Here is a 24,668-nt window from a genome sequence, read left to right on the forward strand (position 1 = left end):
TAGCAAAGATGGTCATGCAGTTCCCCGCCCTGGGAGCGCGCCGCGCAATCATCGACAGGCGTGCAATTTCCGATACGATCAACGCCCTGGCGCAGGAGCACCGGGGCGATCCTGTCCGGCTGCGCGGCCTGATCGTCAGGGAATTGAAGGCCGCGCTCGACCATGGCCGGCACGAAGTCGCCAAGCGACTGGAGGCCAAGCCCACGCGCGGGCGCGAATCCGTGACCGCCTTCGCGTTCCTGATCGACCAGATTCTTCGCCTGCTCTACGATGCGACGACGCATCATCTCTATCCTGCCGGAAACCGCAGCACCGGCGAGCGGATCGTGCTGATCGCAGTGGGCGGCTATGGCCGGGGCGAAATGGCGCCGCACAGCGATGTCGACATCGGCTTCATCACCCCGTGGAAGCCCACCGGCTGGACCGAGCAGGTGATTGAATCCATGCTCTATTCGCTCTGGGATCTGGGGCTGAAGGTGGGTCATAGCAGCCGCTCGGTCGACGAGACGATGCGGATGGCGAAAAGCGACCTGACCGTCCGCACCGCGCTGCTGGAGGCGCGCTATATCTGGGGCGACCGCGCCCTTTACGAGGAAACCTCCACGCGCTTCGATGCCGAGGTGATGCAGGGCAATGCCCGCGCCTTCGTGACCGAGAAGCTGGAAGAACGCGACGAGCGCCACAAGCGCATGGGCGACAGCCGCTATGTCGTCGAACCCAATGTGAAGGAAGGCAAGGGCGGCCTGCGCGACCTGCACACATTGTTCTGGATCGGCAAATATGTGAACCGGGTGCGATCGGTCGCCGAACTGGTCGATGTCGGTCTGCTGACGCAGACCGAATTGCGCCAGTTCCAGAAGGCCGAGGATTTCCTGTGGGCGGTGCGATGCCATCTCCACACCATCACCGGCCGGGCCGAGGACCGGCTGACCTTCGACCTCCAGCTGGAAACGGCGACGCGGATGCGCTTCACCGCGCGCGCCGGCCGGTCGGGCGTAGAGCGCTTCATGCGCTATTATTTCCTCAACGCGAAGACGGTCGGGGACCTCACCGCCGTGTTTCTGGCGCATTTGGACGACCAGATGGGGCCGAAGGGACGGCGCTATATCCCGTCCATCTTCCGCCGCCCCAAGAAGCTGGACGGATTCGTGCTGGAACGGGGACGGCTGGCGCTGCCGAGCGACGATTTCTTTCAGGCCGATCCGGTGCGGCTGCTGGACATCTTCGCCGTGGCGGACAAGCATGGCTTGCAGATTCACCCCAGCGCCATGCGCGCGGCCAGCCGCGATGCCGGGCTGATCACCGCCAAGATCCGCAAGGATCCCCGCGCCAACGCCGCCTTCATGGAGGTGCTGACCTCACCGCGCGATCCCGAAACGGTGCTGCGCTGGATGAACGAATCGACCGTGTTCGGCCGTTTCGTCCCCGACTTCCGCCGCGTCGTCGCGCAGATGCAGTTCGACATGTACCATCACTATACCGTCGATGAGCATACCATTCGCGCGGTGGGGCTGCTGGCGCGGATCGAGAAGGGCGACCTGCCGGACGACCATCCGCTGGCCACCGACCTGATGGGCAAGATATTGTCCCGCCGCGTCCTCTATGTCGCGGTACTGCTGCACGACATTGCCAAGGGGCGGGGCGGCGACCACAGCATATTGGGGGCGGAAGTGGCCGAACATCTCTGCCCGCGCCTGGGCATGACCCCGGCAGAGACGGAGACCGTAGCCTGGCTGGTCCGCTATCACCTGCTGATGTCGGCGACCGCATTCAAGCGCGACCTGGCCGACTACAAGACGATCCTCGACTTCGTCGACGTGGTGCAAAGCCCGGAACGATTGCGCCTGCTGCTCTGCCTGACCGTGGTCGATATTCGCGCCGTGGGTCCGGGCGTCTGGAACAGCTGGAAACGTCAATTGCTGGGCGATCTCTATGACGCGGCCGAGGAAGTGCTGCGCCTGGGCCATAAGCAGAAGGGCCGCGGCGAACGGGTCACCGCCAAGCAGGAAGGGCTGCGTCAGGCGCTGGGCATGGACGATGCCGCGTTCGCGGCGTTCAGCAAGCGCCTGCCCGAATCCTACTGGATCGCCGAGCCGGAGGATATTCTGGTCCATAACGCCCAGCATATCCTGGCATCGGGCGAATCCCCGCTGTCGATCGCGGCCCATTATTACCCGCAGCGCGGCGCGACCCTCGTCACCGTCTATGCGGCGGACCATCCGGGCCTGTTCTACCGGATCGCGGGGGCCATTCATCTGGCAGGCGGCAACATCATCGACGCGCGCATCCATACGACGCGCGACGGCGTGGCGATCGACAACTTCCTGGTGCAGGACCCGCTGGGCGGCGCCTTCCACAGTCCCGAACAGCTGGCCCGCATCCGCAACGCGATCGAGGATTCGCTGTCGAACCGGCATCGCCTCATCACCAAGCTCGCGGCGCGTCCCCTGCCCCGCACCCGCGCCGAAGCCTTCCGCATCGAGCCGAATGTGCTGATCGACAACAAGGCGTCCAATCGCTTCACCGTGGTCGAGGTGAATGCCCGCGACCGGCCGGCGCTGCTGTTCAGCCTGGCCAACGCCCTGTTCCAGTCGAAGGTCACGGTCCATAGCGCCCATGTCGCCACCTATGGCGAACGGGCGGTCGACACCTTCTACGTCACCGACCTGCTGGGCGGGAAGATCGAGAGCAAGGGCCGGTTGCAGACGCTGGAGCGGCGCCTGCTCGAAGCGGCCGGCGGCGAAGTGGGTGAGGCGCTGGAAATGGCGTGAGCCGCCCCGTCAGGGCATGATCTCCATCAGATCGCCCGGCGCGAGCAGCGGCAGCAGGCGCAGCATGTCGGTCCGCTCCACCGCCACGCAACCTGCGGTCGGGCGCCCTTCGGACAGGTGGAAGAAGATGGCGCTGCCCTGTCCCGGCACGGGCGGGGCGTCATTATGGCCCAGGACGATGATGACGTCATAGGCATCGTCGCTGCGGATCAGGCTTTCGGCCGAGAAGGGACGGGGCAGGCGGACGGGGCGGTTATAGGCGGGGTCGGCAACATCATCCGACCAGCCGTCCGTCGCCCGGACCCAGCGCCAGGGGAGCACGATCCCCCTCCCCTCGGCCTTGCCCGGACGCAGCAGCACGCCGCGGATCGGCCATGTCCCGATCGGGGTGCAGCCATCGCCCTCGCGCTTGTCCGCCGCCCGGCAGGCTCCCCCGCGCCCGATGGTGCAGGACATCGTCAGATCAGCAAAGGTCAGGCGGCCCGCACCGCATTCGACGCGGATGATATTCGCCGCCGGTCGGCTCATAGCTGATGCCCGGTGCGGTCCCGCTTGGTGGCAAGATAGCGCTCATTATGCGGGTTGGACGGGAGGATGATCGGGAGACGTTCGGCTACCTTGATTCCGGCCGCTTCCAGCCCCGCCACCTTGTTCGGATTATTGGTTAGCAACCGCACCTCGCCCACCCCCAGCAGGTCCAGCATCCGCGCCGCCACCGAAAAATCGCGCGCATCGATGGCGAAGCCCAGACGGACATTGGCGTCGACCGTGTCGAATCCCTGGTCCTGCATGGCATAGGCGCGCAGCTTGTTGACCAGGCCGATGCCGCGTCCTTCCTGACGCAGATAGAGCAATATGCCCCAGGGCGCATCGGCGATCTGGTGCAGCGCCTCATGCAATTGCGGCCCGCAATCGCATTTCAGGCTGCCCAGCACGTCGCCGGTCAGGCACTCGCTGTGCAGCCGGATCACCGGGGGAGCGGAGTCGCGCTTGCCGACGATCAGCGCGACATGCTCGCGTGGCTCGTCCGGGCTACGGAACGCGACGATCTCAGCCGATTCGCTGGCCGACACCGGCAATCGCGCGCGGGTCGCGACAGCAAGATGGACAGCATCGTCATAGGCCGCGATGTCGTCGGCACTGACCTGCGCCTCCGCCGGCCCATCGCCTTCCAGCAGGAAATAGGCCGGCAGGATACCGGCCAGCCGCGCCAGCCGCAGCGCCGCCTTGGCGGCCTGCGGCGCGGTCAGCGGACGGGCGCGGAACGGCCCCTTGAGCGGCGAGGCAAGGTCGAGCACCGGATCGGCGATCGCGGTCGCAACGTCGGCGTCGATCCACGGTGTCCGTTCGATCAGCACCGGAAGGTCCGGGTCGGCGGCGGCAAGCTGATTGGCCAGCTTCAGCGTCTCGGCGCGCGCGGCGGAGACCAAGATGTCGGCTTCGCTGTCGGGATCGAAGCCCGCCAGCGTCACCGCATCGGCGCCTTCGATCGCCATCAGCCGGATCGCGCCGTCGGGCGCGGTCAGGCGCACTGCCCAGCCCCGGCGCAGCGCGTCGATGGCGCGGGCAGCGTCCCGCCCGCTCATCAGAAGGCGAACTCGGTGATGATGGGGATATGGTCGGACGGTTTCACCCAGCTGCGCGCCGGTTCCACGACGCGGTGGCTGGTCGCCTTCTCCGCGACATCCTTCGTCATCCACATATGGTCAAGGCGGCGGCCGCGATCCGACGTCGCCCAGTCCTTCGCCCGATAGCTCCACCAGGTGTAGAGCCGCGCCGGCGCGGGATGGAAATGGCGGCCGATGTCGACCCAGTCGTTCGACGCCTGGAGCCGACCGAGAATCTCGCATTCGATCGGCGTATGGCTGACCACGTCGAGCAGCTGCTTGTGGCTCCACACGTCGCATTCCAGCGGCGCGATGTTGAAGTCGCCGGTCAGGATGGTCGGCTTGTCGTCGAGCGCGGAGGACCACTGGATCATCCGCTCCAAGAAATCGAGCTTCTGGCCGAATTTCGGATTCACGTCCCGGTCGGGAACGTCGCCGCCGGCAGGGACATAGACATTCTCGATCCGCACCCCATTTTCGAGCCGCACCCCGACATGGCGCGCCTCGCCATTGGCCTGCCAGTCGAACCGGTCGTCCTCATGGATCGGCACCTTGCTCATGATCGCGACGCCATGATGCATACGCTGCCCGTTCAGCACCTGGTGGACATAGCCCAGCCGCCTGAACATGTCGGTGGGGAATATCTCGTTCACCACCTTGGTTTCCTGAAGGCACAATATGTCGGGCGCTTCTTCCCGGAGCAGCTGTTCGACGATGTCGATCCGCGCGCGGACGCTGTTGATGTTCCAGGAGCAAATGGAGAGGGTATCGGCCATGCGGATGCACTAGGAGGGCAAGCGGGGATGCGCAAGCGCCGGACAACGTAAGACCCCCGCTCCGGGGGCGTGGAACGGGGGTCTCGATCGCGCCCTTGAAGCGCTTCGCGGCGAAAGCTGGGGACCGGGTAACAGGGGGGAAATCCCGGTTTTGTCTCTCGCCGTGGGTTTCTGATTAGCGCCCCGGATATGAGCGGCAGATGAACGGACAGCAAAGTTTTTCGGTCCGTCCCGTCGTTTGCTCGTTCAGCCGCCGGCCGAGCGACCGCGGGGGCGCGGATCGGTCCAGCGGAATGCGGAATCGGCGACGGGCGCACCGTAACGCTGATTGGTGAGGCGCACCGCCGTGCGGTTATTCTGCGAATCGAGCGCCACCCAGCCATAGAGCTGCAAGCCCGCCGGGCTGGCGGCGTCCCGCTTGAAGATCATCGTGATCGTCCCGAACTCCGGCCGCTTGGCGTCGCGCGCCTGCACGCTCAGGATCGACGGATCGCCGGTAGGCACGACCTTGCCGAACTTCGACAGATCCTTGCTGGGATCGAGCAGGGCGCCCAGCGGCGAGTTGCCGATCGGCCAGCGTTGCACCTGCCGCACCTCATAATCGATCATCGTCAGCGCCTTGCCGTCGCCCACGATCAGCAGCGGCACGCCCTTCTGATATTGGAAGCGGATCTTGCCCGGCTGCTTCAGGGTCAGCTGACCGGTCAGCGTCTGGCCGTTGCGGTCGGTCTGGCTGAAATCGGCCGTCAGGGTCGTGACCGCGCGAATATAGGCGTTGACCTGGCCAAGGTCGGATCGACCCTGCTGCGCCGCGACGGGCAGCGCCGGTACGACCAGCGGCGCGGCGGCAAGGGCAAGCGCGAGGGGCGCAATGATGCGCTTCATGACGTTCAACTCCGGTTGTTCTGGGAGAATGGGACTAGGATATGAGGCTTGAACCCGCTGTGAACCCGGCTGTTCCGAAACTGCAAGCTTTTGGGGTCGATGGGGGAGAGCATCCGCTGCAAATCGGGACAAGCTCCATCCCCCATGCTCCCGCCTCGCCATGCCGGTCTGTCCGGCGGCACCGCTCCAATTATGTTATCGGCGCGGCAGCAGCAGGGGCACGCCTAGCCGCTTTCCGCGCGAAAAAAAAGGCCGATCGAAACGACCGGCCTGAAAGTTTTTAGGAGAGGATGCCTGAAAGGCCTGCTCTCTATGTCCCAACTGGTTCATAGCCGCAAATGCGAAGGACGAAAGCACGATTGCATGACGTGCAATCGTCATGATTTTCCAGCCGGTTCAGATCGGATTCCCATTTTCGTCGCGCAACACCTCGCGGCGGCCGACATGGTTGGGTGGACCAACCAGTCCCTCTTCCTCCATGCGCTCGATCAGCCGCGCGGCGCTGTTGTAGCCGACCCGCAACTGGCGCTGGAGCCAGCTGGTCGACGCCTTCTGGTTTTCGAACACCAGCTGGCACGCCTTGCGGAACAGCTGGGCGTCGGGGCTGTCGTCGCCCAGATCGACCCCATCGAGCGCGAAACTGCCCTCCTCCGGCTCCTCGGTGACGGCCGAGATATAGTCGGGCTGACCCTGGGCGCGCCAATGGTCGGCGACCACGCGCACCTCGTCGTCCGACACGAAGGGACCATGGACGCGGGTCAGACCCTTGCCGCCGTGCATGTAGAGCATGTCGCCCTTGCCAAGCAGCTGCTCGGCGCCCTGTTCGCCCAGGATGGTGCGGCTGTCGATCTTGGACGTGACGAAGAAGCTGATGCGGGTCGGCAGGTTCGCCTTGATGACGCCGGTGATAACGTCGACCGAAGGCCGCTGTGTCGCGAGGATCAGGTGGATGCCCGCCGCACGGGCCTTCTGCGCCAGCCGCTGGATCAGGAATTCGACTTCCTTGCCCGCCGTCATCATCAGGTCGGCCAGCTCGTCCACCACCACCACGATCTGCGGCAGCGGCTGGAAATCGAGCTGTTCCTCCTCGTAGATGGGCTTGCCGGTTTCAGGATCATAGCCGGTCTGGACGCGGCGGCCGAGCGGCTTGCCCTTCGCCTTGGCGGCGCGGACCTTCTCGTTATAATTGGCGAGATTGCGGACCGAGATCGACGCCATCATGCGGTAGCGGTCCTCCATCTGCTCCACCGCCCATTTCAGCGCACGGATCGCCTTGGCCGGTTCGGTGACGACCGGCGAGAGGAGATGCGGAATATCGTCATAGGTCGACAGTTCCAGCATCTTGGGATCGATCATGATCAGTCGCAACTGGTCCGGCGTCATGCGGTAGAGCAGCGACAGGATCATGGCGTTGAGGCCGACCGACTTGCCCGACCCGGTGGTGCCCGCGATCAGCAGGTGGGGCATGGGGGCGAGATCGGCGATGATCGGCTCGCCCGAGATATTCTTGCCCAGGATGATCGGCAGCGTCGCTTCCTGCGCGAACTGCTCCGACGTGATGAGCTCGCGGAAGGATACGCCCTCGCGATGGGCGTTGGGCAATTCGATGCCAATGACGGTGCGGCCGGGAATCGTCGCGACGCGGGCCGAGAGCGCCGACATGTTGCGGGCGATGTCGTCGGCCAGCGCGATCACCCGGCTCGCCTTGATGCCCGGCGCCGGTTCCAGCTCATACATGGTGACGACCGGGCCGGGCCGCACTTCGACGATATTGCCCTTCACATGGAAGTCGTCGAGTACGCTCTCCAGCAGGCGCGCGTTGCGCTCCAGCGCCGCCTTGTCGATCTTGCCGCCCTGGCTCGCGGGGATGGGATTGAGCAGGTCGGGCGAGGGCAGCGAGCTGTTGCCGAACAGGTCGTCCTGGCTGACCGGCGCCATGGACCGCTGCACCGGCGCGGGCTTGGGCGTCTGGATGGTGATGGGCGGCTTGGGCTCGTTCGACACCTGCTTGCGCGGCGCGATGACGCGTTCCACCGGCTCGTCATCCTCCTCCTCCTCCTCGTCAGGCAGCGCCGCGCCGCCGGCAAAGGCCAGGCTGGGGCGCGGCAGGCTGAGCCGGGGGAGTGAGGGACGCCGCAGCGCGATGATCGGCTTCTCCAGCGCCAGGCTGCGGTAACAGGTGAAGAGGCCGGCGATCAGCGTGATGACGATCAGGATGCCCCTGATCCAGGGCGCGGCGACTGGCGCCTGCGCGGTCAGGCTGGCAATGCCCTTCGCGATGACAAGACCGATGACGCCCCCCCAACCGGCGGGCAGCCCGACCAGCGGCTCGCTCTGGAACAGGGCCAGCGCGATGCCGATCAGGATGATGCCGAACAGGCATTTGCCGAACTGCGCCTTCCATCCCGCCATGTCCTGATCGCCCCAGAGGCGGCGCGCGGTGATCGCCATCAAGGGCAGAACCAGCGCCACCGGCACGCCCAGCAGCCACAGGAGGAAATCGGCGACCCATGCGCCGGGCGCCTGCATGATATTGGCGACATGCTCGCCCGCGACCGTGTTCATCGACGGGTCGCTGGGCGTATAGCTCAACAGCGCCAGCGCCAGGAACAGCGTCGCGAGCATCAGCGCGAAAGCCCCGATCAGCGCCCCGCTGCGGATCAGGCTGCGCTTGAGCATTTCACGCCATTCCGGCGAGCGTTTCACGGTGCGGCCGACGGCCATATGACTGCATGTCCCCCAAATGTTCCGGATCGGCACAATGCCTCCGGCGGTGAGTCCGCGTCAAGCCTGCGGCCCTTCGGCCCGTCTCAACGGGTCCGTAACAACCCGTATCGAAGTGGCCGTGGCAGGCGCGGTACAAGCGGCGCGAAAGGAGTCCATCCCATGATCGCTGCCTATTATCCCGCCCTGGTCGTCCTCGCGCTCGGCGCCTTCGCCGCCGGCCTGCTGTTCGTCAGCACCGAGGACTGGCTGAAGGACTAGAGCATCCTGCGCAAAAGTGGGCACCGATTTTGCGCAAAACACGATGCGACAACAAACAACTAGAGCGCGCGTCCTGCGTCCGATTTAACGCAGCGCGTTCTAGGACGCGGCCAGCGCCTTCAGGGCGTTGCCGTCCAGGCGCTGTACCGTCCATTCGTCCATCGGTCGGGCGCCGATCGCGCGGTACACCGCGATGGCCGGCTCGTTCCAATCGAGCACCGACCATTCGAGCCGGGCGCAGTCGCGTTCGATGGCAAGCTGCGCCAGACGCGCCAGCAAAGCCTTGCCCGCGCCCAGTCCCCGCGCCTGCGGCAGGACGAACAGATCCTCCAGATAGAGTCCGGGCCGGCCCTCGAAGGTCGAGAAATTGTGGAAGAAGAGGGCGAAGCCGACCGGCGCACCCTGATGCTCGGCGATCAGCACCTCTGCCATCGGGCGCGGGCCGAACAGATAGCGGGCCAGCGTCTCGCGATCGGCCTTCACCTCATGGGACAGCCGTTCATAGTCAGCGAGCGCCCGGATGAAATCCTGGATGACGTCGATGTCGTCCGCCACCGCGTCCCGAATGATGATGCTCATACCGTTCCCGCTTCCACATGGGCGCCCCGACCATCAGGGACGTCCGCCCGCTTCGTGCGGGCCGCGATAAGACAGCCGGCAACGATCAGCAAGGCGCCCGCCAGTGTGGTCAGCGTCAGCCGCTCGCCAAAGACCAGCCAGCCGATGATCGCGGCCCAGACGAAGGCGCTATATTCGACCGGGATCAACCGCTGCGCCTCCGCACGGGCGTAGGCCCAGGCCAACGCCGCGAGCGAAGTGAAGGCCAGAACCGCCGCCAGCAGCACCAGAGGGATAGCCTTGATCGGCGGGAAAACCGCAAACAGCGGGGCGCCGATCGCAAAGACGCCCAGCATCACGAGATGCTGGAAGAAGGCGACTTCGATCGGCGACGCGACCTGCGCCTGCTGCCGCTGGATGATGAGGTTCCAGGCGAAGAGGACCGCCGAGATCAGGACCGCGACGGCGCCGAGCAGCGCATCGGCGTCATAATCGCCATGCAGACGGCCGGACAGGATCACGCCCACGCCGACCAGCCCGAGCAGGGACGCGCCGATCGCCTGCCGCCCGACCTTCTCGTTCAGCAGCAGCGCGGCGAGGTAGAGCGCGATGAGCGGCGCGATGAAGGACAGGGCGATGGCTTCGGCCAAAGGCAATCGCATGATCGCCCAGAAGAAGAGTGCCGCCATCAGCGCGACGACGACGCCGCGCAGCAGATGGATCCGCAACACCGCGCGCGACGGCCAGCGCTGGCGGGTCAGCAGCATGAGCGTCAGGCCAAGGAGCGTCCCGCTGACGGCGCGCCAGAACAGCGCGTTGTAGAGCCCGATGGAAAGGCCCAGTCCCTTCATCGCCGCATCCATGACGGAGAAGAGCGCCACCCCGATGCAACATATGGCGAAGGGTATCGCGATTCCGCGACCAGTCCCGCTCATGTCCCGGCCGTCCGGCCTTATTCCGCCGCCTGCGCCTTGCCCGCGTCGGTCATGTCGGCTTCGGCCTTTGCGGCCTCGATCTCCGCCGCCTTGGCCTCGACCAGCCTGACGATATGATCGACCATGTCGGCGTCGTGAATCGTGTGGTCGGTGACGCCCGAAAGATAGACCATATGCTTGCCATTGCCGCCGCCGGTCAGGCCGATGTCGGTTTCCCGCGCTTCGCCGGGACCATTGACGACGCAGCCAAGCACCGACAGCGAAAGCGGCGTATGGATATGCTGGAGCCTCTCCTCCAGCGCCTGCACCGTGCGGATGACGTCGAATCCCTGGCGCGCGCAGGACGGACAGGAGATGACCTTGACCCCGCGGGTCCGGATGCCGAGTGACTTTAATATCTCATAGCCGACCCGCACTTCCTCTTCCGGCTCGGCGGAAAGGGAGACGCGGATCGTGTCGCCGATCCCGGCCCAGAGCAGGTTGCCGATGCCGATCGCGCTCTTCACCGTGCCGCCAATCAGGCCGCCCGCCTCGGTGATGCCCAGGTGGAGGGGGCAATCGACCGCGTCGGCAAGTTGCATATAGGCAGCGACGGCAAGGAACACGTCGCTGGCCTTCACCGCGACCTTATAGTCGTGGAAATCCTGGTCCTGGAGCAGCTTGATATGGTCGAGCGCGCTTTCGACCAGCGCCTCGGGGCACGGCTCGCCATATTTTTCGAGCAGATCCTTCTCAAGGCTGCCTGCGTTGACGCCAATGCGGATCGAGCAGCCATTAGCCTTGGCCGCATCGACCACTTCCTTCACTCGCGCTTCGCTGCCGATATTGCCCGGATTGATCCGCAGGCAGGCAGCACCGGCGTCGGCCGCTTCCAGCGCGCGCTTATAGTGGAAATGGATGTCCGCGACGATCGGCACGCGCGATGCGCGGACGATCTGCCTGAGCGCCGCAGTCGATTCCTCATCGGGGCAGGACACGCGGATGATGTCGACGCCCGCCTCCTCGCACCGGCGGATCTGGTCGATCGTCGCCTTCGCGTCGGATGTCGGCGTGTTGGTCATGGTCTGGACCGTGACCGGCGCGCCGCCGCCCACCGGGACATTGCCGACCATGATCTGGCGCGACTGCCGCCGCGCGATGTCGCGCCAGGGGCGCAGGCCGGGATTATGGTCGGACATGAAATAGGGGCTCCGTGTTCACGAAGCCCCTATAGGGATTTTTGGCGCCGGTTAGAAGCGCAGGGTTAGCGATGCGGCAATCTGGTCCGCATTGCCGCTGGTCTGGGACAGGGTCGTCGCCGTCACGGTCGCAGGCGATGGATAATAGCTGTCCGGCCGAATGATGTTCGCCTTCGCCACGAAGGTGTGGGCGTAGCTGAGGTTCAGCGCCATCGATTCCGACATGTTCCACGTCCCGCCGCCGCTCAACCAGACACGATCGCCATCGGGCACGCGCGTGGTGAGATGCTGCGCGTTGGTCGGCGACCGATCGAACATCGTTCCGGCCCGCAGGGTCAGCGCGGGACTGACGTCATATTCTCCGCCGACGCTGACCGAATAGCTGTCCCGGTAATCCAGTTCCTTGTTGGTGGTGCCCGACGCGGTGGTCACGGCGATCCCCTTGAACTTGGACCAGTTATACCATTTGCCGGTGATCATCGCCCGCAGGCCGGGCGTCAGGCGGTGCATCATGCTGACGGTGACGATATCGGGCAGGCTGAGCGGCGCGGTCGCCGCAAACGCCCCATTCGCCCCGGCGAGCAGCCCGGTCAGGCCGGAAATGCTCTGGGTGCCGGCCAGCTTATGCGTTATGCCGGCGCGATAATGAACCCCGACATTGGTGTCTCCGCTGGTATAGAACAGACCTGCGTTCCAGCCGACCGACCAATCGTCGCCCTTCAGACTGGCAAAGCCGTCGGTGGTGGCGAGCGGAGACAGTTGCGGCAGCGCATTGGTCAGTTCTGCCTTCACATATTGCACGTCGACGCCGCCGCCGATCGACAGGCTGTCGGTCAGCTTATACGCCGCGGAAGGCTGGATATTGTAGGTCTTGAGGTCGGTATAGAGCGAGTCATAGCGACCGAAGAAGCCGTCATCATATTCCAGCTTCAGACCGAAGGGTGCATTCACGCCCAGGCCCAGCCACAACCGATCGCTGACCTGCGCGCTGGCGTAGAAACTGGGGACCGGGATCACGCTCTCGAACGCGTTTCCACCGTCATTGCCGGTCACCGGCACCCGCACCGTCGATCCGGGAATGGAACGATAGCTGCCCCGGTTGGTCTGGTGCGCCGACGCCATCAGCAGCGATCCGCCGACAGAGGTCTGGATGCCCGACAACTGGGTCATGGCGGCGGGATTGAAATAAATGGTCGAGGGATCATCCGCCGCCGCCGCGCCACCGGACAGCGCGCGTCCGGTTTCGATGGGGGATTGCTCCTGCAGATAGAAACCGCCCGCCAGCGCGGGAGACGACGCGGTCATGGCCCCGGTCACGAGAAGGAAACAGCCAAGGCGGCGGCTAAGGGACATGGGCAAATCCTCTGCTTGTTGCGCTATTCTCATGCCGGCCGATGACGCGCGAACGCGCAAGCCGGGCTTATGAGTCAGGCGGCTTATCAAGAATATCGTTAATTTCCAGTGTTGAAGATCGGGCATTGCCGCGGTTTCAGGGCATTTTTCATGGTTAGCGTGACGCGGACGCTACGGCTGCAAGCGAAAAGCGGCAGCGGAAAAAAGGCAAAAAAAAAGCCGCCCGGAAGGCGGCTGTGAAGTTTTAGGAGAGGATGCCTGAAAGGCCCGTTCCTTGTGCAGTGCAGCGCGGATTGTCGCAAATGCGAAACGGGCACGCATGATTGCATTTCCTGCAATCATTCTCAAAAATCCATAATTCCGTAAGGGAATGATGATCACAAAAAATTATAGCGCTAATAGAATATGATCGTGTCGGGTCATTTTCGCGGCGTGACGCGGCTTTCGATACCCGAATCGGCGAGGTGCGAATCGATGTGCGCCAGCAACCGGGCCAGCCCCGCCTCGTCGGACGCCTCCGCCCGCGCCACCAGTTCTGCCTGCGTATTCGACGCCCGCAGCAGCCACCAGCCGTCCGCCGTCCGCACCCGTGCCCCATCGATGGCGCAAACATCGGCACCCATCATGCGAAGCCGGGCGAGGACGTCTTCCACCACCGCGAACTTGCGCGTCTCGGGCACAGGAAGGCGCAATTCGGGCGTGATGGCGCTCTCCGGCATCGCGTCGCGCAGCGCCGTGACGCCTTGGCCCAGTGTCCCCACCAGTCGGATCAGGCGAACGGCGGCATAAAGGCCGTCGTCAAACCCATAATAATCGTCAGCGAAGAAGAGATGGCCGGTGGTTTCGCCGCCGAGCACGCTGCCAATCTGCTTCATTCTGGACTTGATGTGGCTGTGGCCCGCCTTCCACATGTCCGGCTGGCCACCCAGCCCGGCGATGGCGTCGAATATGCGCTGGCTGGTCTTCACATCCGCGACGACCGTCGCGCCGGGCCGGTTCTTCAGGACATCCTGCGCGAACAGGCCCAGCAGCTGGTCGCCGGCAATCACCCTGCCCCGCCCGTCCACCACCCCGATCCGGTCGCCGTCACCATCGAAAGCCACGCCGAAATCGAGCTGCTTCTCCAGGACAAGCCCGCGCAGGTCCGCCAGATTCCGCTCCTCGGAAGGATCGGGATGATGATGGGGAAAATGACCGTCCACTTCGGTGAAGAGCAAATGATGCTCACCGGGCAGGAGTTGCACGAGCTTCTCCACCACCGGACCTGCGGCGCCATTGCCCGCATCCCAGCCGATGCGGCAGGCCGGGCCGTCAAATCCCTGCACCAGCCGGGCGGCGTAGGCGTCCGTCACCGCGACCGTTTCGATCCGTCCCGTGCCCGATTCCCAGTCGCCGCTCGCCGCCATGGCTCCCAGTCGCCGGATGTCGGCTCCGAAAAAGGGGGCATGGTCCTTGACCAGCTTGAAGCCATTCTGGTCGGCGGGATTATGACTGCCGGTTATCTCTATGCCGCCATCGACATCGCCGGTCGCCTCGGCATGATATAGCATCGGCGTGGGTCCAAGGCCGATGCGGACGACGTCGATTCCGCTTTCAGTCAGCCCTTCGACCATCGCGGATTCCAGCATCGGCGAACTCAGCCGCCCGTCATAGCCCACAGCAACGCGGCTGCCGCCAGCGCGCGCGATGACCGTGCCGAAACTGCGGCCCAGCGCCCGGGCGTCGGCGGCATGGAGCGTCTCGCCCACCGTACCGCGCAGATCATAATCGCGCAGCAGCGTCGGGTCGAAACGATGCGTCATGGGGTCTTCTGTTCTTCGAGCAACAGGTCACGCGCGGCGTTGATCTGGGCAGCCAGCGCCTCGGTGCCGCCCTTGTCGGGATGGACCGACGCGATCAGGCGGCGATGGGCGGCGCGGATCGTCCTGGCGTCCGCATCGGGCGCGACACCGAGCAGCGCGCGCGCCCTGGCGACATCCTCCGCGCGGTGCGGCGGGGGCGGTGCAATGGGACGCTTGCGCGCGCCTGTTCTGGCTTTCCCCTGCTTGACGAAGAAAAGCGCCGCGCCGATCAGCAGCGGAGCCCCGATCACCGGCTTGCCCTTGGCCGCGAAGACCGCCCCCACCAGCGCCGCTCCGAGCGCCATGCCATCCTTTGCCGTCATGCGTTGCAGCCTTCCCGTCCAGATCAGCCAGACGGCAAGCCCGGCGAGCAGCAGTGCGAACACGCCCATCAGGCGGCGCCGAGCAGGTCCACCGAGTCGACGCCCTCGCGCGTGGGCAGGGCCAGCCCCGACACCATCTCGCGCAGTTCCTGCCGCGCCGCGATATGGCTGACGCCCAGTTCGCCCAGATGGCCCTTGTCGAGCAGGGTCAGGCCCGAAGGGAAGAGTTCGCGAAAGATGACGCGTTCCGACAGGCCGGGAATGACGCGGAAGCCGACGCGGCGGGACAATTCCATCAATGCATCGCCAACGCGCTTCTTGTTGCGGGCGTCATGATGCTGGACGCGGTTGCGCAGCACCACCCAGTCGATCGACACGCCATCGACCTTCGCCCGCGCCTTGCGTGTTTCGAAGATGAGTTCGGAATAGAAGGACAGGCGGCGCACGCGGAACGTTTCCGGGTCGACCTGGCCGATCAGGTCGAAATCGACGAAGCTGTCGTTCATCGGCGTGACCAGCGTGTTGGCATGGGGCGCCAGATGCCGGGCGAAGACATCGTCGCGGCCGGGCGTGTCGACGACCAGGAAATCCTTGCCCTGCGCCAGTTCGATCACCTGATCGTCCAGCGCGGCTATACTGTCGCCGGTGAATACCGAAAAAGCAGGAGTCGGCAGGTCGATTTCGCGCCGACGCGCGGTTTCACGGCGATTTTCCATGTAGCGGGTGACGGTGCGCTGGCGCGGATCGAGGTCAATCATGCCCACGCTATGGCCGAGCGCCGACAGTGCGATAGCGGTATGAACCGCGGTGGTCGACTTGCCCGTCCCACCCTTTTCGTTGGCGAAAACGATGAGATGCGGCTGCGGATTCGCCATTGCCCCTGATAACCCCGTTGATTGTCGCAATGTTTGTTGACGGTCGCGCCGGCACGAGCCTAGCAGGACATTCCTATCCTGTCGCCCTTATCGGAGCCATAACTTCCGTGCAAACGCTGCGTGACCTGCCCGCCCTCCGCGCCGCCGTCGAAACGCTGAAGAGCGACGGAAAGCCGCTGGTTCTGGTGCCCACCATGGGCGCGTTGCATGACGGGCACATGGCTCTGGTAGACGAAGCCAGGCGGCGCGGACGGCATGTCGTCGTGTCGATCTTCGTCAACCCGAAACAGTTTGGGGAGCATGAGGATCTGGACGCCTATCCCCGGCGGGAGGCCAAGGACGCACAGATGCTGGCGGCGGCGGGGGTCGACATTCTCTGGGCGCCCGGCGTGGACATGATGTACCCCGCCGGTTTCGCGACCAATATCAGCGTGTCCGGGATCAGCGAAGGTCTGGACGGCGCGGCCCGGCCGGGCCATTTCGACGGGGTGGCGACGGTCGTCGCCAAACTGTTCAACCAGGTGCGGCCCGACATCGCCATCTTCGGCGAGAAGGATTATCAGCAGCTCGCGGTGATCCGGCGCCTGGTCGCGGACCTGGACATGGCCGTGGAGATCGTCGGGATGCCGACCCAGCGGGCCGAGGACGGCCTCGCCCTCTCTTCCCGCAACGCCTATCTGACCGACGAAGAGCGCAAGGCGGCGCTCGCCCTGCCCCGCGCACTTGGCGAGGCGAAGCGGCAGATCGAGAAGGGCGAGCCGGTCGATGCGGCGCTGGCGAAGGCGATCGCCTCGCTGGCGGCACACGGCTTTGATCCGATCGATTATGTGACGCTGTGCGATGCGGCTACACTGGCGCCGATCCATGCGCTCGACCGTCCGGCGCGGCTGCTCGGTGCGGCCAAGCTGGGCACCACCCGGCTGATCGACAATATTGCGATCGACCCTGCCTGATGCCGCCTGTTCGAACGGCAGCGCCTAAAAGGGCTTCACGATCACGGCGATGACGATGACGGCGGCGGCGATGCCGGGAATCTCGTTCAGCATCCGCAGTTGCCGGTCGGTCAGTGGGCGCTGTCCCCTTGCGAGCTTCTTCACATAGCCGGCGATCCAGCCATGATAGCCGGACAGCCCCAGCACGAAGAGCAGCTTCAGGTGGAACCAGCCGAAATGCCAGGCGCCGATCTCGACCATCAGCATCAGCCCGAACAGCCAGACGAGGATCAGCGAGGGATTGAGGATGATCTTGAGCAGCCGTCCCTCGCGCTCGATCCACCTCTTGTCCTCGGGTGATCCGGGCAGGGTTTCCTGATGATAGACGAAGAAACGCGGCATCATGAACAGCCCGGCCATCAGGAAGATGACGAAGATGACATGGGCAGCCTTCACCCAGAGATAGGCGGCACCAAGATAGGCCATCAGTCGCGAACTCCCCGTTGCCGCACATGGCGGATCAGCGCCTCGACATGCGATAGGGGCGTGTCGGGCAATATGCCATGGCCCAGATTGAAGATATGCGGGCGGTCGGCGAAGGCGGCGCGGATAGTGTCGACCGCTTCCTCAACCGCGCGGCCACCGGCGATCAGCGCCAGCGGATCGAGATTGCCCTGCACCGGCATTCCCTGCGGCAGCGCCCGGTTGGCCCAATGCGGATCGATCGTCTCGTCCACGCCTATCGCATCGACCCCGGTGCGCGCGGCATAGTCGGCCAGCTTGGCGCCCGCGCCCTTGGGAAAGCCGATGACCGGAACATCGGGATGCAGCGCCTTCAGTCGCTCGACGATCCGCCGGTTCGGCTCGATCACCCAGCGTTCGAACTGAAGCGGGGCAAGGCTGCCTGCCCAGCTGTCAAACAGCTGCACGGCTTCCACGCCTGCCTGAATCTGGCCGGAAAGATAGACGACGGTGGCGTCGATGATCGCGTCGATCAAAGCCGCGAAACTGTCTGGTTCGTTGTAGGCCATGCGACGGGCGGCACCATGATCCTTGCTGCCCTGCCCCGCGACCATATAGGTGGCGATGGTCCAGGGGCTGCCGGCGAAGCCCAGGAAGGTGACATGGGGATCAAGGGCGGCCTTTACCCGTCTTACCGTCTCATAGACCGCCTCGAACCGGCTGAAATCCGGCTTCAGCACCGACAGCGCGGTTTCGGCCAATATGGGTGCCAGGCGCGGACCTTCCCCGGCCTCGAACCAGAGATCCTGCCCCATGGCATAGGGCACGATCAAAATGTCCGAAAAGAGGATGGCGCCGTCGAATCCGAAACGCCGGAGCGGCTGGAGAGTCACTTCGGCCGCAGCTTCGCTGTCATAGACGAGTTCCAGGAATCCGCCTTTCTCCGCCCGCAAGGCGCGATATTCGGGCAGATATCGTCCAGCCTGGCGCATCAGCCACATGGGCGGCACGGCTGGGCGTTCACCCTGGAGGACGCCCAGGAGGGGTTTTTCGGCGAGGCGCGCCGGGGCGTCAAAGCTCATCAGACTCTCTCTTATATTTAGATTCAAAGGATGGTGGTGATTGTTGGTCCGTTGGCAGCGGGGTTTATGCGCTGTGCCCGCTTTTGCCAACAACTTGACTCCGCAGAGTCACGCAAGGCGGTACGAGTCAGCGTGACTATCCCCGTTATCCACAGGTTGTGGATGAAAATTCGGGGCTGTTGGGCTGTTGTGGATAAGAATCCGGGCAGCGGGGACGGGGAAATGAGGGAAACTTATCCCCGGATTCATCCCTTGCTTTATCCACAGCCTCCCCACAGAGATGTGCCCATGGCGCGTATTCATCTGCATCTTCTGTCCGACTCTACCGGCGAAACGCTGGAGAATATCGCCAAGGCGGCGATCGGCCTGTTCGAGAATGTCGAGGCAATCCGCCATTTCTGGCCAATGGTGCGGTCGGAGGTGCATCTCGACCGGATCATGGAGGAAATCGCCGCCAATCCCGGCCTCGTCCTCTTCACGCTGACCAATCATATGCTGCGCCGCCGGCTGGAAACGCGGTGCCGCGCGCTGGGGCTGCCCCATGTCGCCGCGCTCGACAGCGTGGCGGACGCGCTGTCCAACATATTGGGGCAGGAAACGCGGACCCGGCCGGGACGCAAACATATATTGGACGAAGCCTATTTCGCGCGGATCGAAGCGATCCAGTTCACGATCGCCCATGATGACGGGGTGGGGCATGAAAATTGGGAGGAGGCCGACATCGTGCTGGCGGGCGTATCGCGCGCGTCCAAGACGCCGACCTCCATCTATCTCGCCAATCGCGGCTACAAGACCGCCAATATCCCGCTCGTCCCGGAATCGCCGCCGCCACGCAGCCTTTTCAACCTGCGCCATCCGATGGTCGTGGGCCTGACCGTCAGCCCCGAGCGTCTGGTGCAGATCCGTCGCAACCGGCTGCTTTCGCTCAACCAGGCGCCCGAGACCGCCTATGTCGATATCGACAAGGTGCAGGATGAACTGTCCTTCGCCCGGCGCATGTTCGCCGACCAGGGCTGGCCGGTGATCGACATGACGCGCCGGTCGATCGAGGAGGCGGCGGCGGCGATCATCAATCTGTTCAACGACCGCGAACTTGGCGAAGGAGCCCATCCATGATCGTGCTGGCATCGCAGAGCGCAAGCCGCCGGGCGCTGCTTGCCGCCGCTCAGGTGCCTTTCGAGGCGCTGTCGCCGGGCGTGGACGAGGATGCGGCCAAGGACGCGCTGCGCGCCGACGGGCTGGATGCGCGCGCGCTGGCCGACGCGCTGGCGGAGTTGAAGGCGCTCAAGGTGTCGCGTCGGGTGCCGGGCGGGCTGGTGCTGGGTTGCGACCAGACGCTGAGCATCGGCGATGGCGAGGATCGCGGCGAGATGATCGACAAGGCGATCGACCGGGCCGATGCCGAGCGGATTCTCCGGCTGCTGTCGGGCCGGGTGCATCATCTCCACAGCGCGGCGGTGATCGCGCTCAATGGCGAGCCGATCTGGCGCCATGTCGAACGGGTGCGGATGACGGTCCGTCCGCTGTCGGACGCCTTCATCGCGTCCTATCTCGATTCCGAATGGGACGCGTGCCGCTGGTGTGTCGGCTGCTACCGGATCGAGGGACCGGGGGTGCAGCTGTTCAGCAAGGTCGAGGGCAGCCAGTTCGCGATTCAGGGGCTTCCCTTGCTGCCTTTGCTTGACTTTCTGCGCGTGCGCGGCGTTTTGGCGGCATGACCGACAAGCTGCCCCATGCCCCCCTCCCTTATGCCGAGGTGATCGGCGATCCGATCGAACACAGCAAATCCCCGCTGATTCACAATTTCTGGCTCAGGGCGCTGGATATCGAGGCGGAGTATCGCAAGACCCATGTGCCGCCTGAGGGGCTGGCCGCCTATTTCCTGGCGCGTCGGGCCGATCCCGACTGGCTCGGCTGCAACGTCACCATTCCGCACAAGATTGCGGTGATGGACTATACCGATGATCCGGGCGGCGTGCGCGAACGGATCGGCGCGATGAACACGATCGCATCGGAAGCCGGCGGGCCGCTGATCGGGACCAATACTGACGCGGGCGGGTTCCTCCAGCCGCTGCTGCGCGACAAGTGGAAGGGTCAGAGCGCCGTCATCGTCGGGTCCGGCGGCGCGGCGCGCGCAATCCTGTTCGCGCTTGCCAGCCTGGGCGTGCCCGACATCAGCATCATGGCGCGCGATCCTGCCAGGGGCCAGGCACTGCTCGACCGCGCCGGGGTGCGGGGGCGGGCGATCGGCATGGAGGATGCGCTGCCCGCCGCCGACCTGCTGGTCAATGCGACCTCGCTGGGCATGGTGGGCCAGCCGCCGCTCCATCTGGACCTCACGCCCTTGGCCGATGATGCGACCGTCTATGACATCGTCTATGCGCCACTGGAGACGGACCTGCTCAAGGCGGCGAAGGCGCGCGGCCTCAGGACGCTCGATGGGCTGGAAATGCTGATCGGGCAGGCGGCGCTCGCCTTCGACATCTTCTTCGACGCCGAAGCGCCGCGCGAACTGGACGCGGAATTGCGCGCGCTGCTGCTTTCGGGCGAGGAATGAAGGTCTATGGCCTCACCGGGTCGATCGGCATGGGCAAGTCGGCGGTGGCGGCGATGTTCCGGCGCGAGGGCGTCCCGCTTTTCGATGCCGATGCCGAGGTGCACCGGCTCCAGGGGCCAGGGGGCGCGCTGCTCCCCGCGATCGAGGCGCGCTTTCCCGGCACCACCGGGCCGCAGGGCGTCGACCGGGCGAAGCTGGGCGCGGCGGTGTTCGGCCATCCCCACGCCCGCCGGGCGCTGGAGGCGATCGTCCATCCGGCGGTGCAGCAGTCGCGGCGCGCCTTTCTGCGCCGGCACCGGTCGCGCACGTTCGTCATTCTCGACATTCCGCTGCTGTTCGAGACCGGCGGGCAGAAGCGGCTGGCCGGGGTGATCGTCGTGACCGCGCCGGCCTGGAAGCAGCGCCGGCGGGTCCTGGCGCGGCCGGGCATGACCGCAGCGAAATTCCGCCAGATTGTCCATCTGCAAACACCCGATGCTGAAAAGCGTCGCCGGGCCGACTATATCATCCATACGGGTACGACATTTGCCGCGACCCGTGCACAGGTCAGGCGTCTGGTCGCTTGCCTTGGCGCGAAGACAGGCAGATAAGGGTTGGCCCACAGAGTCGAATGAAGAGGGCGATGCGCGAGGTCATTTTCGATACCGAAACGACGGGATTCGATCCCGCATCCGGCGACCGACTGGTCGAAATCGGCTGTATCGAACTCATCAACCGCGTGCCGAGTGGCCGGACCTTCCACGCTTATTATAATCCGGAACGGGACATGCCCGCCGCCGCCTTCGCGGTGCATGGGCTGTCGAGCGAGTTTTTGCGCGACAAGCCGCTGTTCGGGCTGGGCGCGCGGGAACTGCTCGACTTCATCGAGGATAGCCCGCTGGTTGCGCACAATGCGCGTTTCGACTTCGGATTCCTCAATCACGAACTCAGGCTGTGCGGCCATTCCGAAGTCGGGCTGGATCGGATGATCGACACCGTCGCGATCGCGCGGCAACTACATCCCGGCGCCAAGCATAGCCTCGACGCGCTCTGCACCCGCTACGGCATCGACCGCAGCCACCGGGTAAAGCATGGCGCCCTTCTCGACGCCGAACTGCTGGCGCAACTCTACATCGAACTGACCGGGGGCCGTCAGATCGGCCTTGGTCTTGCACAGGAGGAAGCGAAACAGATCATCAGGGTGGAACTGACGGAAACCACCGTGGTTCGCCCTGTTCGTCCCGCGCGGGTCTTCACGGCCAGCGCGCAGGAGCTGGAACGGCACGCAGCGTTCGTCGCGACGCTGAAGGAGCCGCTCTGGTTGCAGGAGGCATAGGCCGACGGCCAGGCTGCCGGCCTTCCTGCCTCCCCGCTAACCGGGCCGCCTTTCCGGCGACCCGGCAAGAACAAGGAGAAGGCATATGGATATTCGTGTTTCCGGGCATCAGGTCGACACGGGCGACGCGCTCAAGCAGCATGTCAGGGACCGGCTGGAGGCGATGGCCGAGAAATATTTCTCCCGCACGATTTCCGCCCAGGTGACCTTTCGCAAGGCTCCGCATGGCGCATTTCATTGTGATATCGTGTGCCATGTGATGACCGGCCTGATCCTCAAGGGCGCGGGCGAGGCCCAGGAAGCGCATCCCGCCTTCGACCAGGCTTCGGACCGGATCGAGAAGCAGTTGCGCCGCTATATGCGCCGCCTGAAGGATCGCAGTGTCCAGGCGGCCGCGGCGGAGGCGCAGCGCGCCAATGGCTACAGCGTCGATGATATCGACGGCGCGGGCTACACCATTTTCGCCACCGCGGCGGAAGAAGAGGAGCCGGCGGACGCCCCGCTGATCGTGGCCGAGACGCGGGTCGACATTCCCGAAGCAAGCGTGTCGGACGCCGTGATGATGCTCGACCTGCGCAACACCAACGCCTTGCTGTTCCTCAATGCCGGAACAGCCGCCTACAACATGGTCTATCGCCGCCATGACGGGACCATCGGCTGGGTCGAGCCGCGGGGCTGACCCATTCTGCCCGGCCCTGCGGCTGTTGACCTTCGGGTGCAGGCGGCCTATGGGGCCGGGCTTCATATTCCCCGAGCAGACGCGCATGATTGACTGGCTGGGCGCGGCTCGGCTGGTTCGGATTTGTCATGGTGCATTTCAACGATATCGTTTCGCCTGACGCGCTTGCCACGAGCCTGTCGGTGAACGGCAAGAAGCAGTTGTTCCAGAAAATCGCCGCGCTTGCCGCCGGCGCCTACGGCCTTGACGCCGATAGCGTCGCTGACGCGCTGTTCGAGCGTGAACGGCTCGGGTCGACCGGTTTCGGCGGCGGCGTCGCCATCCCTCATGCCAAGATCCCCGATCTTTCCAGGATGTGCGGCGTCGTCGTGCTGCTCGATCCGCCTGCGCCGTTCGACGCGGTCGACGAGGCGCCGGTCGATATCGTCTTCGCCCTGCTGTCGCCGGTCGACAGCGGCGCGGAGCATCTCAAGACGCTGGCGCGCGTGTCGCGCTATCTGCGCGATGAGAATAATGTCGTGCGATTGCGGGGCGCGGGTTCCACCGAAGCGCTGCACGCACTGCTCGCGGGCGGCGAGGCGCGTGACGCAGCCTGAGGCGCCCAGCGGCGAGGCGGCGCATTTTCGCGCGCTGGAACAGCTTTACCGTTCCGCGCCGATCAACCGGATGTTCCGGTCGGATCTGACCATTACCGAGCCTGGCCGGTCGGTCATCGACTTTGACGTTGACGAAAGCCAGTTCCACGCCGCAGGCGCGGTGCATGGCACCGTCTATTTCAAGATGCTGGACGATGCGGCCTTCTACGCCGCCAACAGCCTGGTCAGCGATCGCTTCCTGCTGACCACCGCCTTCAACCTGCTTTTCACCCGGCCGATCGGTCCGGGGCGAATCCGCGCCGAGGGCCGCTGGATCAGCGGCAAGCGCCGCGTCTATGTCGCCGAGGCGAGCCTGATCGATTCCACCGGCGAGGAGGTGGGCCGCGGCACCGGCACCTTCATGCGCTCGCAATTTCCGCTGTCATCGCTCCCGGGATATGGCGCCTGAATCGGATCCGACCGCCCGGCTGACCAGCGCCATGCTCGTCGGCGCGCTGCGGCGCCGCGTCGCCGCCGCGGGCGGCTTCGCGACGGTGCTGGCCAAGGGTGACGAAATCAGCGGCGTTATCCTGGTGCAAACACTTGAAAAAGGTCAGGAAACTGGTCTTTTTGAGCGAGTGCCGAACTTTGCCGGAGGTTATGCGTTGATGCGCTGTGGACCCTCTCCTGCAGAGGGTTCGGAGTCGCTGTCACATTATGTGACGCGACGGCGCAGGGCGGACCCCGACCTGTGGCTGATCGAACTCGATGTCCCAGAAGCGGAACGCTTCGCCGCTGAAACGATTTGCTGATCGTTGACTCATCGTCATGAGCCGTGCAGAGGCGCCCAACGCCAACGCGCAGGTTGCCGAATTCGCCCAATGGGGGGCGGGCGCGGTAAACACGCAGACGGGGGGCGGCCGGTCGTCGCGGTGAATATGGGTTAAATGACGACGCCCCGGCCAAGAACCGCATGTCT

25 protein-coding genes are annotated in these 24,668 nt (G+C 65.0%); 11 read left to right on the plus strand and 14 right to left on the minus strand.

The window, feature by feature from the left end:
- The first annotated feature begins 8 nt into the window (after nucleotides 1–8).
- Nucleotides 9–2,771, plus strand: a complete 2,763-nt coding sequence (locus A7Q26_RS23980) for a [protein-PII] uridylyltransferase (RefSeq protein ID WP_066865747.1) — start codon at nucleotides 9–11, stop codon at nucleotides 2,769–2,771.
- A 9-nt stretch (nucleotides 2,772–2,780) separates the two neighbouring features.
- Here the strand turns inward: A7Q26_RS23980 and A7Q26_RS23985 are convergent, their stop codons facing one another.
- The 12 genes from A7Q26_RS23985 to A7Q26_RS24040 all read right to left on the minus strand — a co-directional run bounded on the left by A7Q26_RS23985 (nucleotide 2,781) and on the right by A7Q26_RS24040 (nucleotide 16,087).
- Nucleotides 2,781–3,299, minus strand: a complete 519-nt coding sequence (locus A7Q26_RS23985; RefSeq protein WP_066865750.1) for a L,D-transpeptidase family protein — start codon at nucleotides 3,297–3,299, stop codon at nucleotides 2,781–2,783.
- Nucleotides 3,296–4,357, minus strand: coding sequence for a GTP cyclohydrolase II (gene ribA, locus A7Q26_RS23990; protein WP_066865753.1), 1,062 nt, complete (start codon nucleotides 4,355–4,357; stop codon nucleotides 3,296–3,298). The genes A7Q26_RS23985 and ribA overlap by 4 nt, the downstream gene beginning before the upstream one ends.
- A complete protein-coding gene (gene xth / locus A7Q26_RS23995) occupies nucleotides 4,357–5,154 on the minus strand; it encodes an exodeoxyribonuclease III (protein ID WP_066865756.1) in 798 nt (265 codons plus the stop codon). Before xth ends, ribA begins: the two co-directional genes overlap by 1 nt.
- Before the next feature lie 246 nt (nucleotides 5,155–5,400).
- Nucleotides 5,401–6,039 (minus strand): LolA family protein, encoded by a 639-nt coding sequence (locus tag A7Q26_RS24000; RefSeq protein ID WP_066865759.1) that lies wholly within the window; start codon nucleotides 6,037–6,039, stop codon nucleotides 5,401–5,403.
- A 396-nt stretch (nucleotides 6,040–6,435) separates the two neighbouring features.
- Nucleotides 6,436–8,763, minus strand: coding sequence for an FtsK/SpoIIIE family DNA translocase (locus tag A7Q26_RS24005; protein WP_066865762.1), 2,328 nt, complete (start codon nucleotides 8,761–8,763; stop codon nucleotides 6,436–6,438).
- A 360-nt stretch (nucleotides 8,764–9,123) separates the two neighbouring features.
- The gene (locus tag A7Q26_RS24010; protein WP_066865765.1) at nucleotides 9,124–9,603 is read right to left on the minus strand and encodes a GNAT family N-acetyltransferase; all 480 of its coding nucleotides are present in this window, start codon (nucleotides 9,601–9,603) and stop codon (nucleotides 9,124–9,126) included.
- Nucleotides 9,600–10,517 carry a DMT family transporter gene (locus tag A7Q26_RS24015; protein WP_066865767.1) on the minus strand — a complete coding sequence of 306 codons (918 nt, stop codon included), beginning with the start codon at nucleotides 10,515–10,517 and terminating at the stop codon, nucleotides 9,600–9,602. Before A7Q26_RS24015 ends, A7Q26_RS24010 begins: the two co-directional genes overlap by 4 nt.
- 17 nt (nucleotides 10,518–10,534) lie before the next feature.
- Entirely contained in the window at nucleotides 10,535–11,695 is a 1,161-nt protein-coding gene (gene ispG / locus A7Q26_RS24020; RefSeq protein ID WP_066865770.1) for a flavodoxin-dependent (E)-4-hydroxy-3-methylbut-2-enyl-diphosphate synthase, read from the minus strand.
- 51 nt (nucleotides 11,696–11,746) lie between these two features.
- On the minus strand, nucleotides 11,747–13,048 hold the full coding sequence (locus A7Q26_RS24025; protein ID WP_066865772.1) for an OmpP1/FadL family transporter: 1,302 nt from the start codon (nucleotides 13,046–13,048) through the stop codon (nucleotides 11,747–11,749).
- 419 nt (nucleotides 13,049–13,467) lie between these two features.
- Nucleotides 13,468–14,850: a phosphoglucomutase/phosphomannomutase PgmG gene (gene pgmG / locus A7Q26_RS24030; protein WP_066865775.1), complete on the minus strand. Its 1,383-nt coding sequence runs from the start codon at nucleotides 14,848–14,850 to the stop codon at nucleotides 13,468–13,470.
- Nucleotides 14,847–15,281 carry a J domain-containing protein gene (locus tag A7Q26_RS24035; RefSeq protein ID WP_066865778.1) on the minus strand — a complete coding sequence of 145 codons (435 nt, stop codon included), beginning with the start codon at nucleotides 15,279–15,281 and terminating at the stop codon, nucleotides 14,847–14,849. Before A7Q26_RS24035 ends, pgmG begins: the two co-directional genes overlap by 4 nt.
- Nucleotides 15,281–16,087, minus strand: a complete 807-nt coding sequence (locus A7Q26_RS24040; RefSeq protein ID WP_066865781.1) for a division plane positioning ATPase MipZ — start codon at nucleotides 16,085–16,087, stop codon at nucleotides 15,281–15,283. Before A7Q26_RS24040 ends, A7Q26_RS24035 begins: the two co-directional genes overlap by 1 nt.
- Nucleotides 16,088–16,194: 107 nt before the next feature.
- On the opposite strand from A7Q26_RS24040, the gene panC reads away from it, so the two are divergent.
- A complete protein-coding gene (panC, locus tag A7Q26_RS24045; RefSeq protein ID WP_066865784.1) occupies nucleotides 16,195–17,040 on the plus strand; it encodes a pantoate--beta-alanine ligase in 846 nt (281 codons plus the stop codon).
- Nucleotides 17,041–17,064: 24 nt separating this feature from the next.
- On the opposite strand, the gene A7Q26_RS24050 is transcribed toward panC, so the two are convergent.
- Both A7Q26_RS24050 and hemE read right to left on the minus strand, forming a co-directional pair.
- Nucleotides 17,065–17,505, minus strand: a complete 441-nt coding sequence (locus A7Q26_RS24050) for a CopD family protein (RefSeq protein ID WP_066865787.1) — start codon at nucleotides 17,503–17,505, stop codon at nucleotides 17,065–17,067.
- The gene (hemE, locus tag A7Q26_RS24055; RefSeq protein ID WP_066865791.1) at nucleotides 17,505–18,563 is read right to left on the minus strand and encodes a uroporphyrinogen decarboxylase; all 1,059 of its coding nucleotides are present in this window, start codon (nucleotides 18,561–18,563) and stop codon (nucleotides 17,505–17,507) included. The genes A7Q26_RS24050 and hemE overlap by 1 nt, the downstream gene beginning before the upstream one ends.
- A 288-nt stretch (nucleotides 18,564–18,851) precedes the next feature.
- On the opposite strand from hemE, the gene A7Q26_RS24060 reads away from it, so the two are divergent.
- The 9 genes from A7Q26_RS24060 to A7Q26_RS24100 all read left to right on the plus strand — a co-directional run bounded on the left by A7Q26_RS24060 (nucleotide 18,852) and on the right by A7Q26_RS24100 (nucleotide 24,501).
- A complete protein-coding gene (locus tag A7Q26_RS24060) occupies nucleotides 18,852–19,679 on the plus strand; it encodes a pyruvate, water dikinase regulatory protein (protein ID WP_066865794.1) in 828 nt (275 codons plus the stop codon).
- Nucleotides 19,676–20,281, plus strand: a complete 606-nt coding sequence (locus A7Q26_RS24065; protein ID WP_066865796.1) for a Maf family protein — start codon at nucleotides 19,676–19,678, stop codon at nucleotides 20,279–20,281. The genes A7Q26_RS24060 and A7Q26_RS24065 overlap by 4 nt, the downstream gene beginning before the upstream one ends.
- Nucleotides 20,278–21,120, plus strand: a complete 843-nt coding sequence (aroE, locus tag A7Q26_RS24070; protein WP_066865799.1) for a shikimate dehydrogenase — start codon at nucleotides 20,278–20,280, stop codon at nucleotides 21,118–21,120. The genes A7Q26_RS24065 and aroE overlap by 4 nt, the downstream gene beginning before the upstream one ends.
- Nucleotides 21,117–21,710: a dephospho-CoA kinase gene (gene coaE, locus A7Q26_RS24075; protein ID WP_066865802.1), complete on the plus strand. Its 594-nt coding sequence runs from the start codon at nucleotides 21,117–21,119 to the stop codon at nucleotides 21,708–21,710. The genes aroE and coaE overlap by 4 nt, the downstream gene beginning before the upstream one ends.
- A gap of 32 nt (nucleotides 21,711–21,742) precedes the next feature.
- A complete protein-coding gene (gene dnaQ / locus A7Q26_RS24080; protein ID WP_066865805.1) occupies nucleotides 21,743–22,435 on the plus strand; it encodes a DNA polymerase III subunit epsilon in 693 nt (230 codons plus the stop codon).
- 85 nt (nucleotides 22,436–22,520) lie between these two features.
- The gene (gene hpf, locus A7Q26_RS24085) at nucleotides 22,521–23,114 is read left to right on the plus strand and encodes a ribosome hibernation-promoting factor, HPF/YfiA family (RefSeq protein WP_066865808.1); all 594 of its coding nucleotides are present in this window, start codon (nucleotides 22,521–22,523) and stop codon (nucleotides 23,112–23,114) included.
- Nucleotides 23,115–23,242: 128 nt separating this feature from the next.
- Nucleotides 23,243–23,710, plus strand: coding sequence for a PTS sugar transporter subunit IIA (locus A7Q26_RS24090; protein ID WP_066865984.1), 468 nt, complete (start codon nucleotides 23,243–23,245; stop codon nucleotides 23,708–23,710).
- A complete protein-coding gene (locus A7Q26_RS24095) occupies nucleotides 23,628–24,158 on the plus strand; it encodes a PaaI family thioesterase (RefSeq protein WP_066865811.1) in 531 nt (176 codons plus the stop codon). Before A7Q26_RS24090 ends, A7Q26_RS24095 begins: the two co-directional genes overlap by 83 nt.
- Nucleotides 24,148–24,501, plus strand: coding sequence for a DUF1491 family protein (locus tag A7Q26_RS24100; RefSeq protein ID WP_066865815.1), 354 nt, complete (start codon nucleotides 24,148–24,150; stop codon nucleotides 24,499–24,501). Before A7Q26_RS24095 ends, A7Q26_RS24100 begins: the two co-directional genes overlap by 11 nt.
- Nucleotides 24,502–24,668: the final 167 nt, after the last annotated feature.

The sequence above is a fragment of the Sphingobium sp. TCM1 genome (assembly GCF_001650725.1).
Classification (GTDB): Bacteria; Pseudomonadota; Alphaproteobacteria; order Sphingomonadales; family Sphingomonadaceae; genus Sphingobium.

Excerpts from the sequence above, each read along its gene's own strand:
- A7Q26_RS23980 (WP_066865747.1), top strand. The coding sequence starts at position 9 with ATGGTCATGCAGTTCCCCGCCCTGGGAGCGCGCCGCGCAATCATCGAC.
- A7Q26_RS23985 (WP_066865750.1), bottom strand. The coding sequence starts at position 3,299 with ATGAGCCGACCGGCGGCGAATATCATCCGCGTCGAATGCGGTGCGGGC.
- ribA (WP_066865753.1), bottom strand. The coding sequence starts at position 4,357 with ATGAGCGGGCGGGACGCTGCCCGCGCCATCGACGCGCTGCGCCGGGGC.
- xth (WP_066865756.1), bottom strand. The coding sequence starts at position 5,154 with ATGGCCGATACCCTCTCCATTTGCTCCTGGAACATCAACAGCGTCCGC.
- A7Q26_RS24000 (WP_066865759.1), bottom strand. The coding sequence starts at position 6,039 with ATGAAGCGCATCATTGCGCCCCTCGCGCTTGCCCTTGCCGCCGCGCCG.
- A7Q26_RS24005 (WP_066865762.1), bottom strand. The coding sequence starts at position 8,763 with ATGGCCGTCGGCCGCACCGTGAAACGCTCGCCGGAATGGCGTGAAATG.
- A7Q26_RS24010 (WP_066865765.1), bottom strand. The coding sequence starts at position 9,603 with ATGAGCATCATCATTCGGGACGCGGTGGCGGACGACATCGACGTCATC.
- A7Q26_RS24015 (WP_066865767.1), bottom strand. The coding sequence starts at position 10,517 with ATGAGCGGGACTGGTCGCGGAATCGCGATACCCTTCGCCATATGTTGC.
- ispG (WP_066865770.1), bottom strand. The coding sequence starts at position 11,695 with ATGTCCGACCATAATCCCGGCCTGCGCCCCTGGCGCGACATCGCGCGG.
- A7Q26_RS24025 (WP_066865772.1), bottom strand. The coding sequence starts at position 13,048 with ATGTCCCTTAGCCGCCGCCTTGGCTGTTTCCTTCTCGTGACCGGGGCC.
- pgmG (WP_066865775.1), bottom strand. The coding sequence starts at position 14,850 with ATGACGCATCGTTTCGACCCGACGCTGCTGCGCGATTATGATCTGCGC.
- A7Q26_RS24035 (WP_066865778.1), bottom strand. The coding sequence starts at position 15,281 with ATGGGCGTGTTCGCACTGCTGCTCGCCGGGCTTGCCGTCTGGCTGATC.
- A7Q26_RS24040 (WP_066865781.1), bottom strand. The coding sequence starts at position 16,087 with ATGGCGAATCCGCAGCCGCATCTCATCGTTTTCGCCAACGAAAAGGGT.
- A7Q26_RS24050 (WP_066865787.1), bottom strand. The coding sequence starts at position 17,505 with ATGGCCTATCTTGGTGCCGCCTATCTCTGGGTGAAGGCTGCCCATGTC.
- hemE (WP_066865791.1), bottom strand. The coding sequence starts at position 18,563 with ATGAGCTTTGACGCCCCGGCGCGCCTCGCCGAAAAACCCCTCCTGGGC.
- A7Q26_RS24060 (WP_066865794.1), top strand. The coding sequence starts at position 18,852 with ATGGCGCGTATTCATCTGCATCTTCTGTCCGACTCTACCGGCGAAACG.
- A7Q26_RS24065 (WP_066865796.1), top strand. The coding sequence starts at position 19,676 with ATGATCGTGCTGGCATCGCAGAGCGCAAGCCGCCGGGCGCTGCTTGCC.
- aroE (WP_066865799.1), top strand. The coding sequence starts at position 20,278 with ATGACCGACAAGCTGCCCCATGCCCCCCTCCCTTATGCCGAGGTGATC.
- coaE (WP_066865802.1), top strand. The coding sequence starts at position 21,117 with ATGAAGGTCTATGGCCTCACCGGGTCGATCGGCATGGGCAAGTCGGCG.
- dnaQ (WP_066865805.1), top strand. The coding sequence starts at position 21,743 with ATGCGCGAGGTCATTTTCGATACCGAAACGACGGGATTCGATCCCGCA.
- hpf (WP_066865808.1), top strand. The coding sequence starts at position 22,521 with ATGGATATTCGTGTTTCCGGGCATCAGGTCGACACGGGCGACGCGCTC.
- A7Q26_RS24090 (WP_066865984.1), top strand. The coding sequence starts at position 23,243 with ATGGTGCATTTCAACGATATCGTTTCGCCTGACGCGCTTGCCACGAGC.
- A7Q26_RS24095 (WP_066865811.1), top strand. The coding sequence starts at position 23,628 with ATGTCGTGCGATTGCGGGGCGCGGGTTCCACCGAAGCGCTGCACGCAC.
- A7Q26_RS24100 (WP_066865815.1), top strand. The coding sequence starts at position 24,148 with ATGGCGCCTGAATCGGATCCGACCGCCCGGCTGACCAGCGCCATGCTC.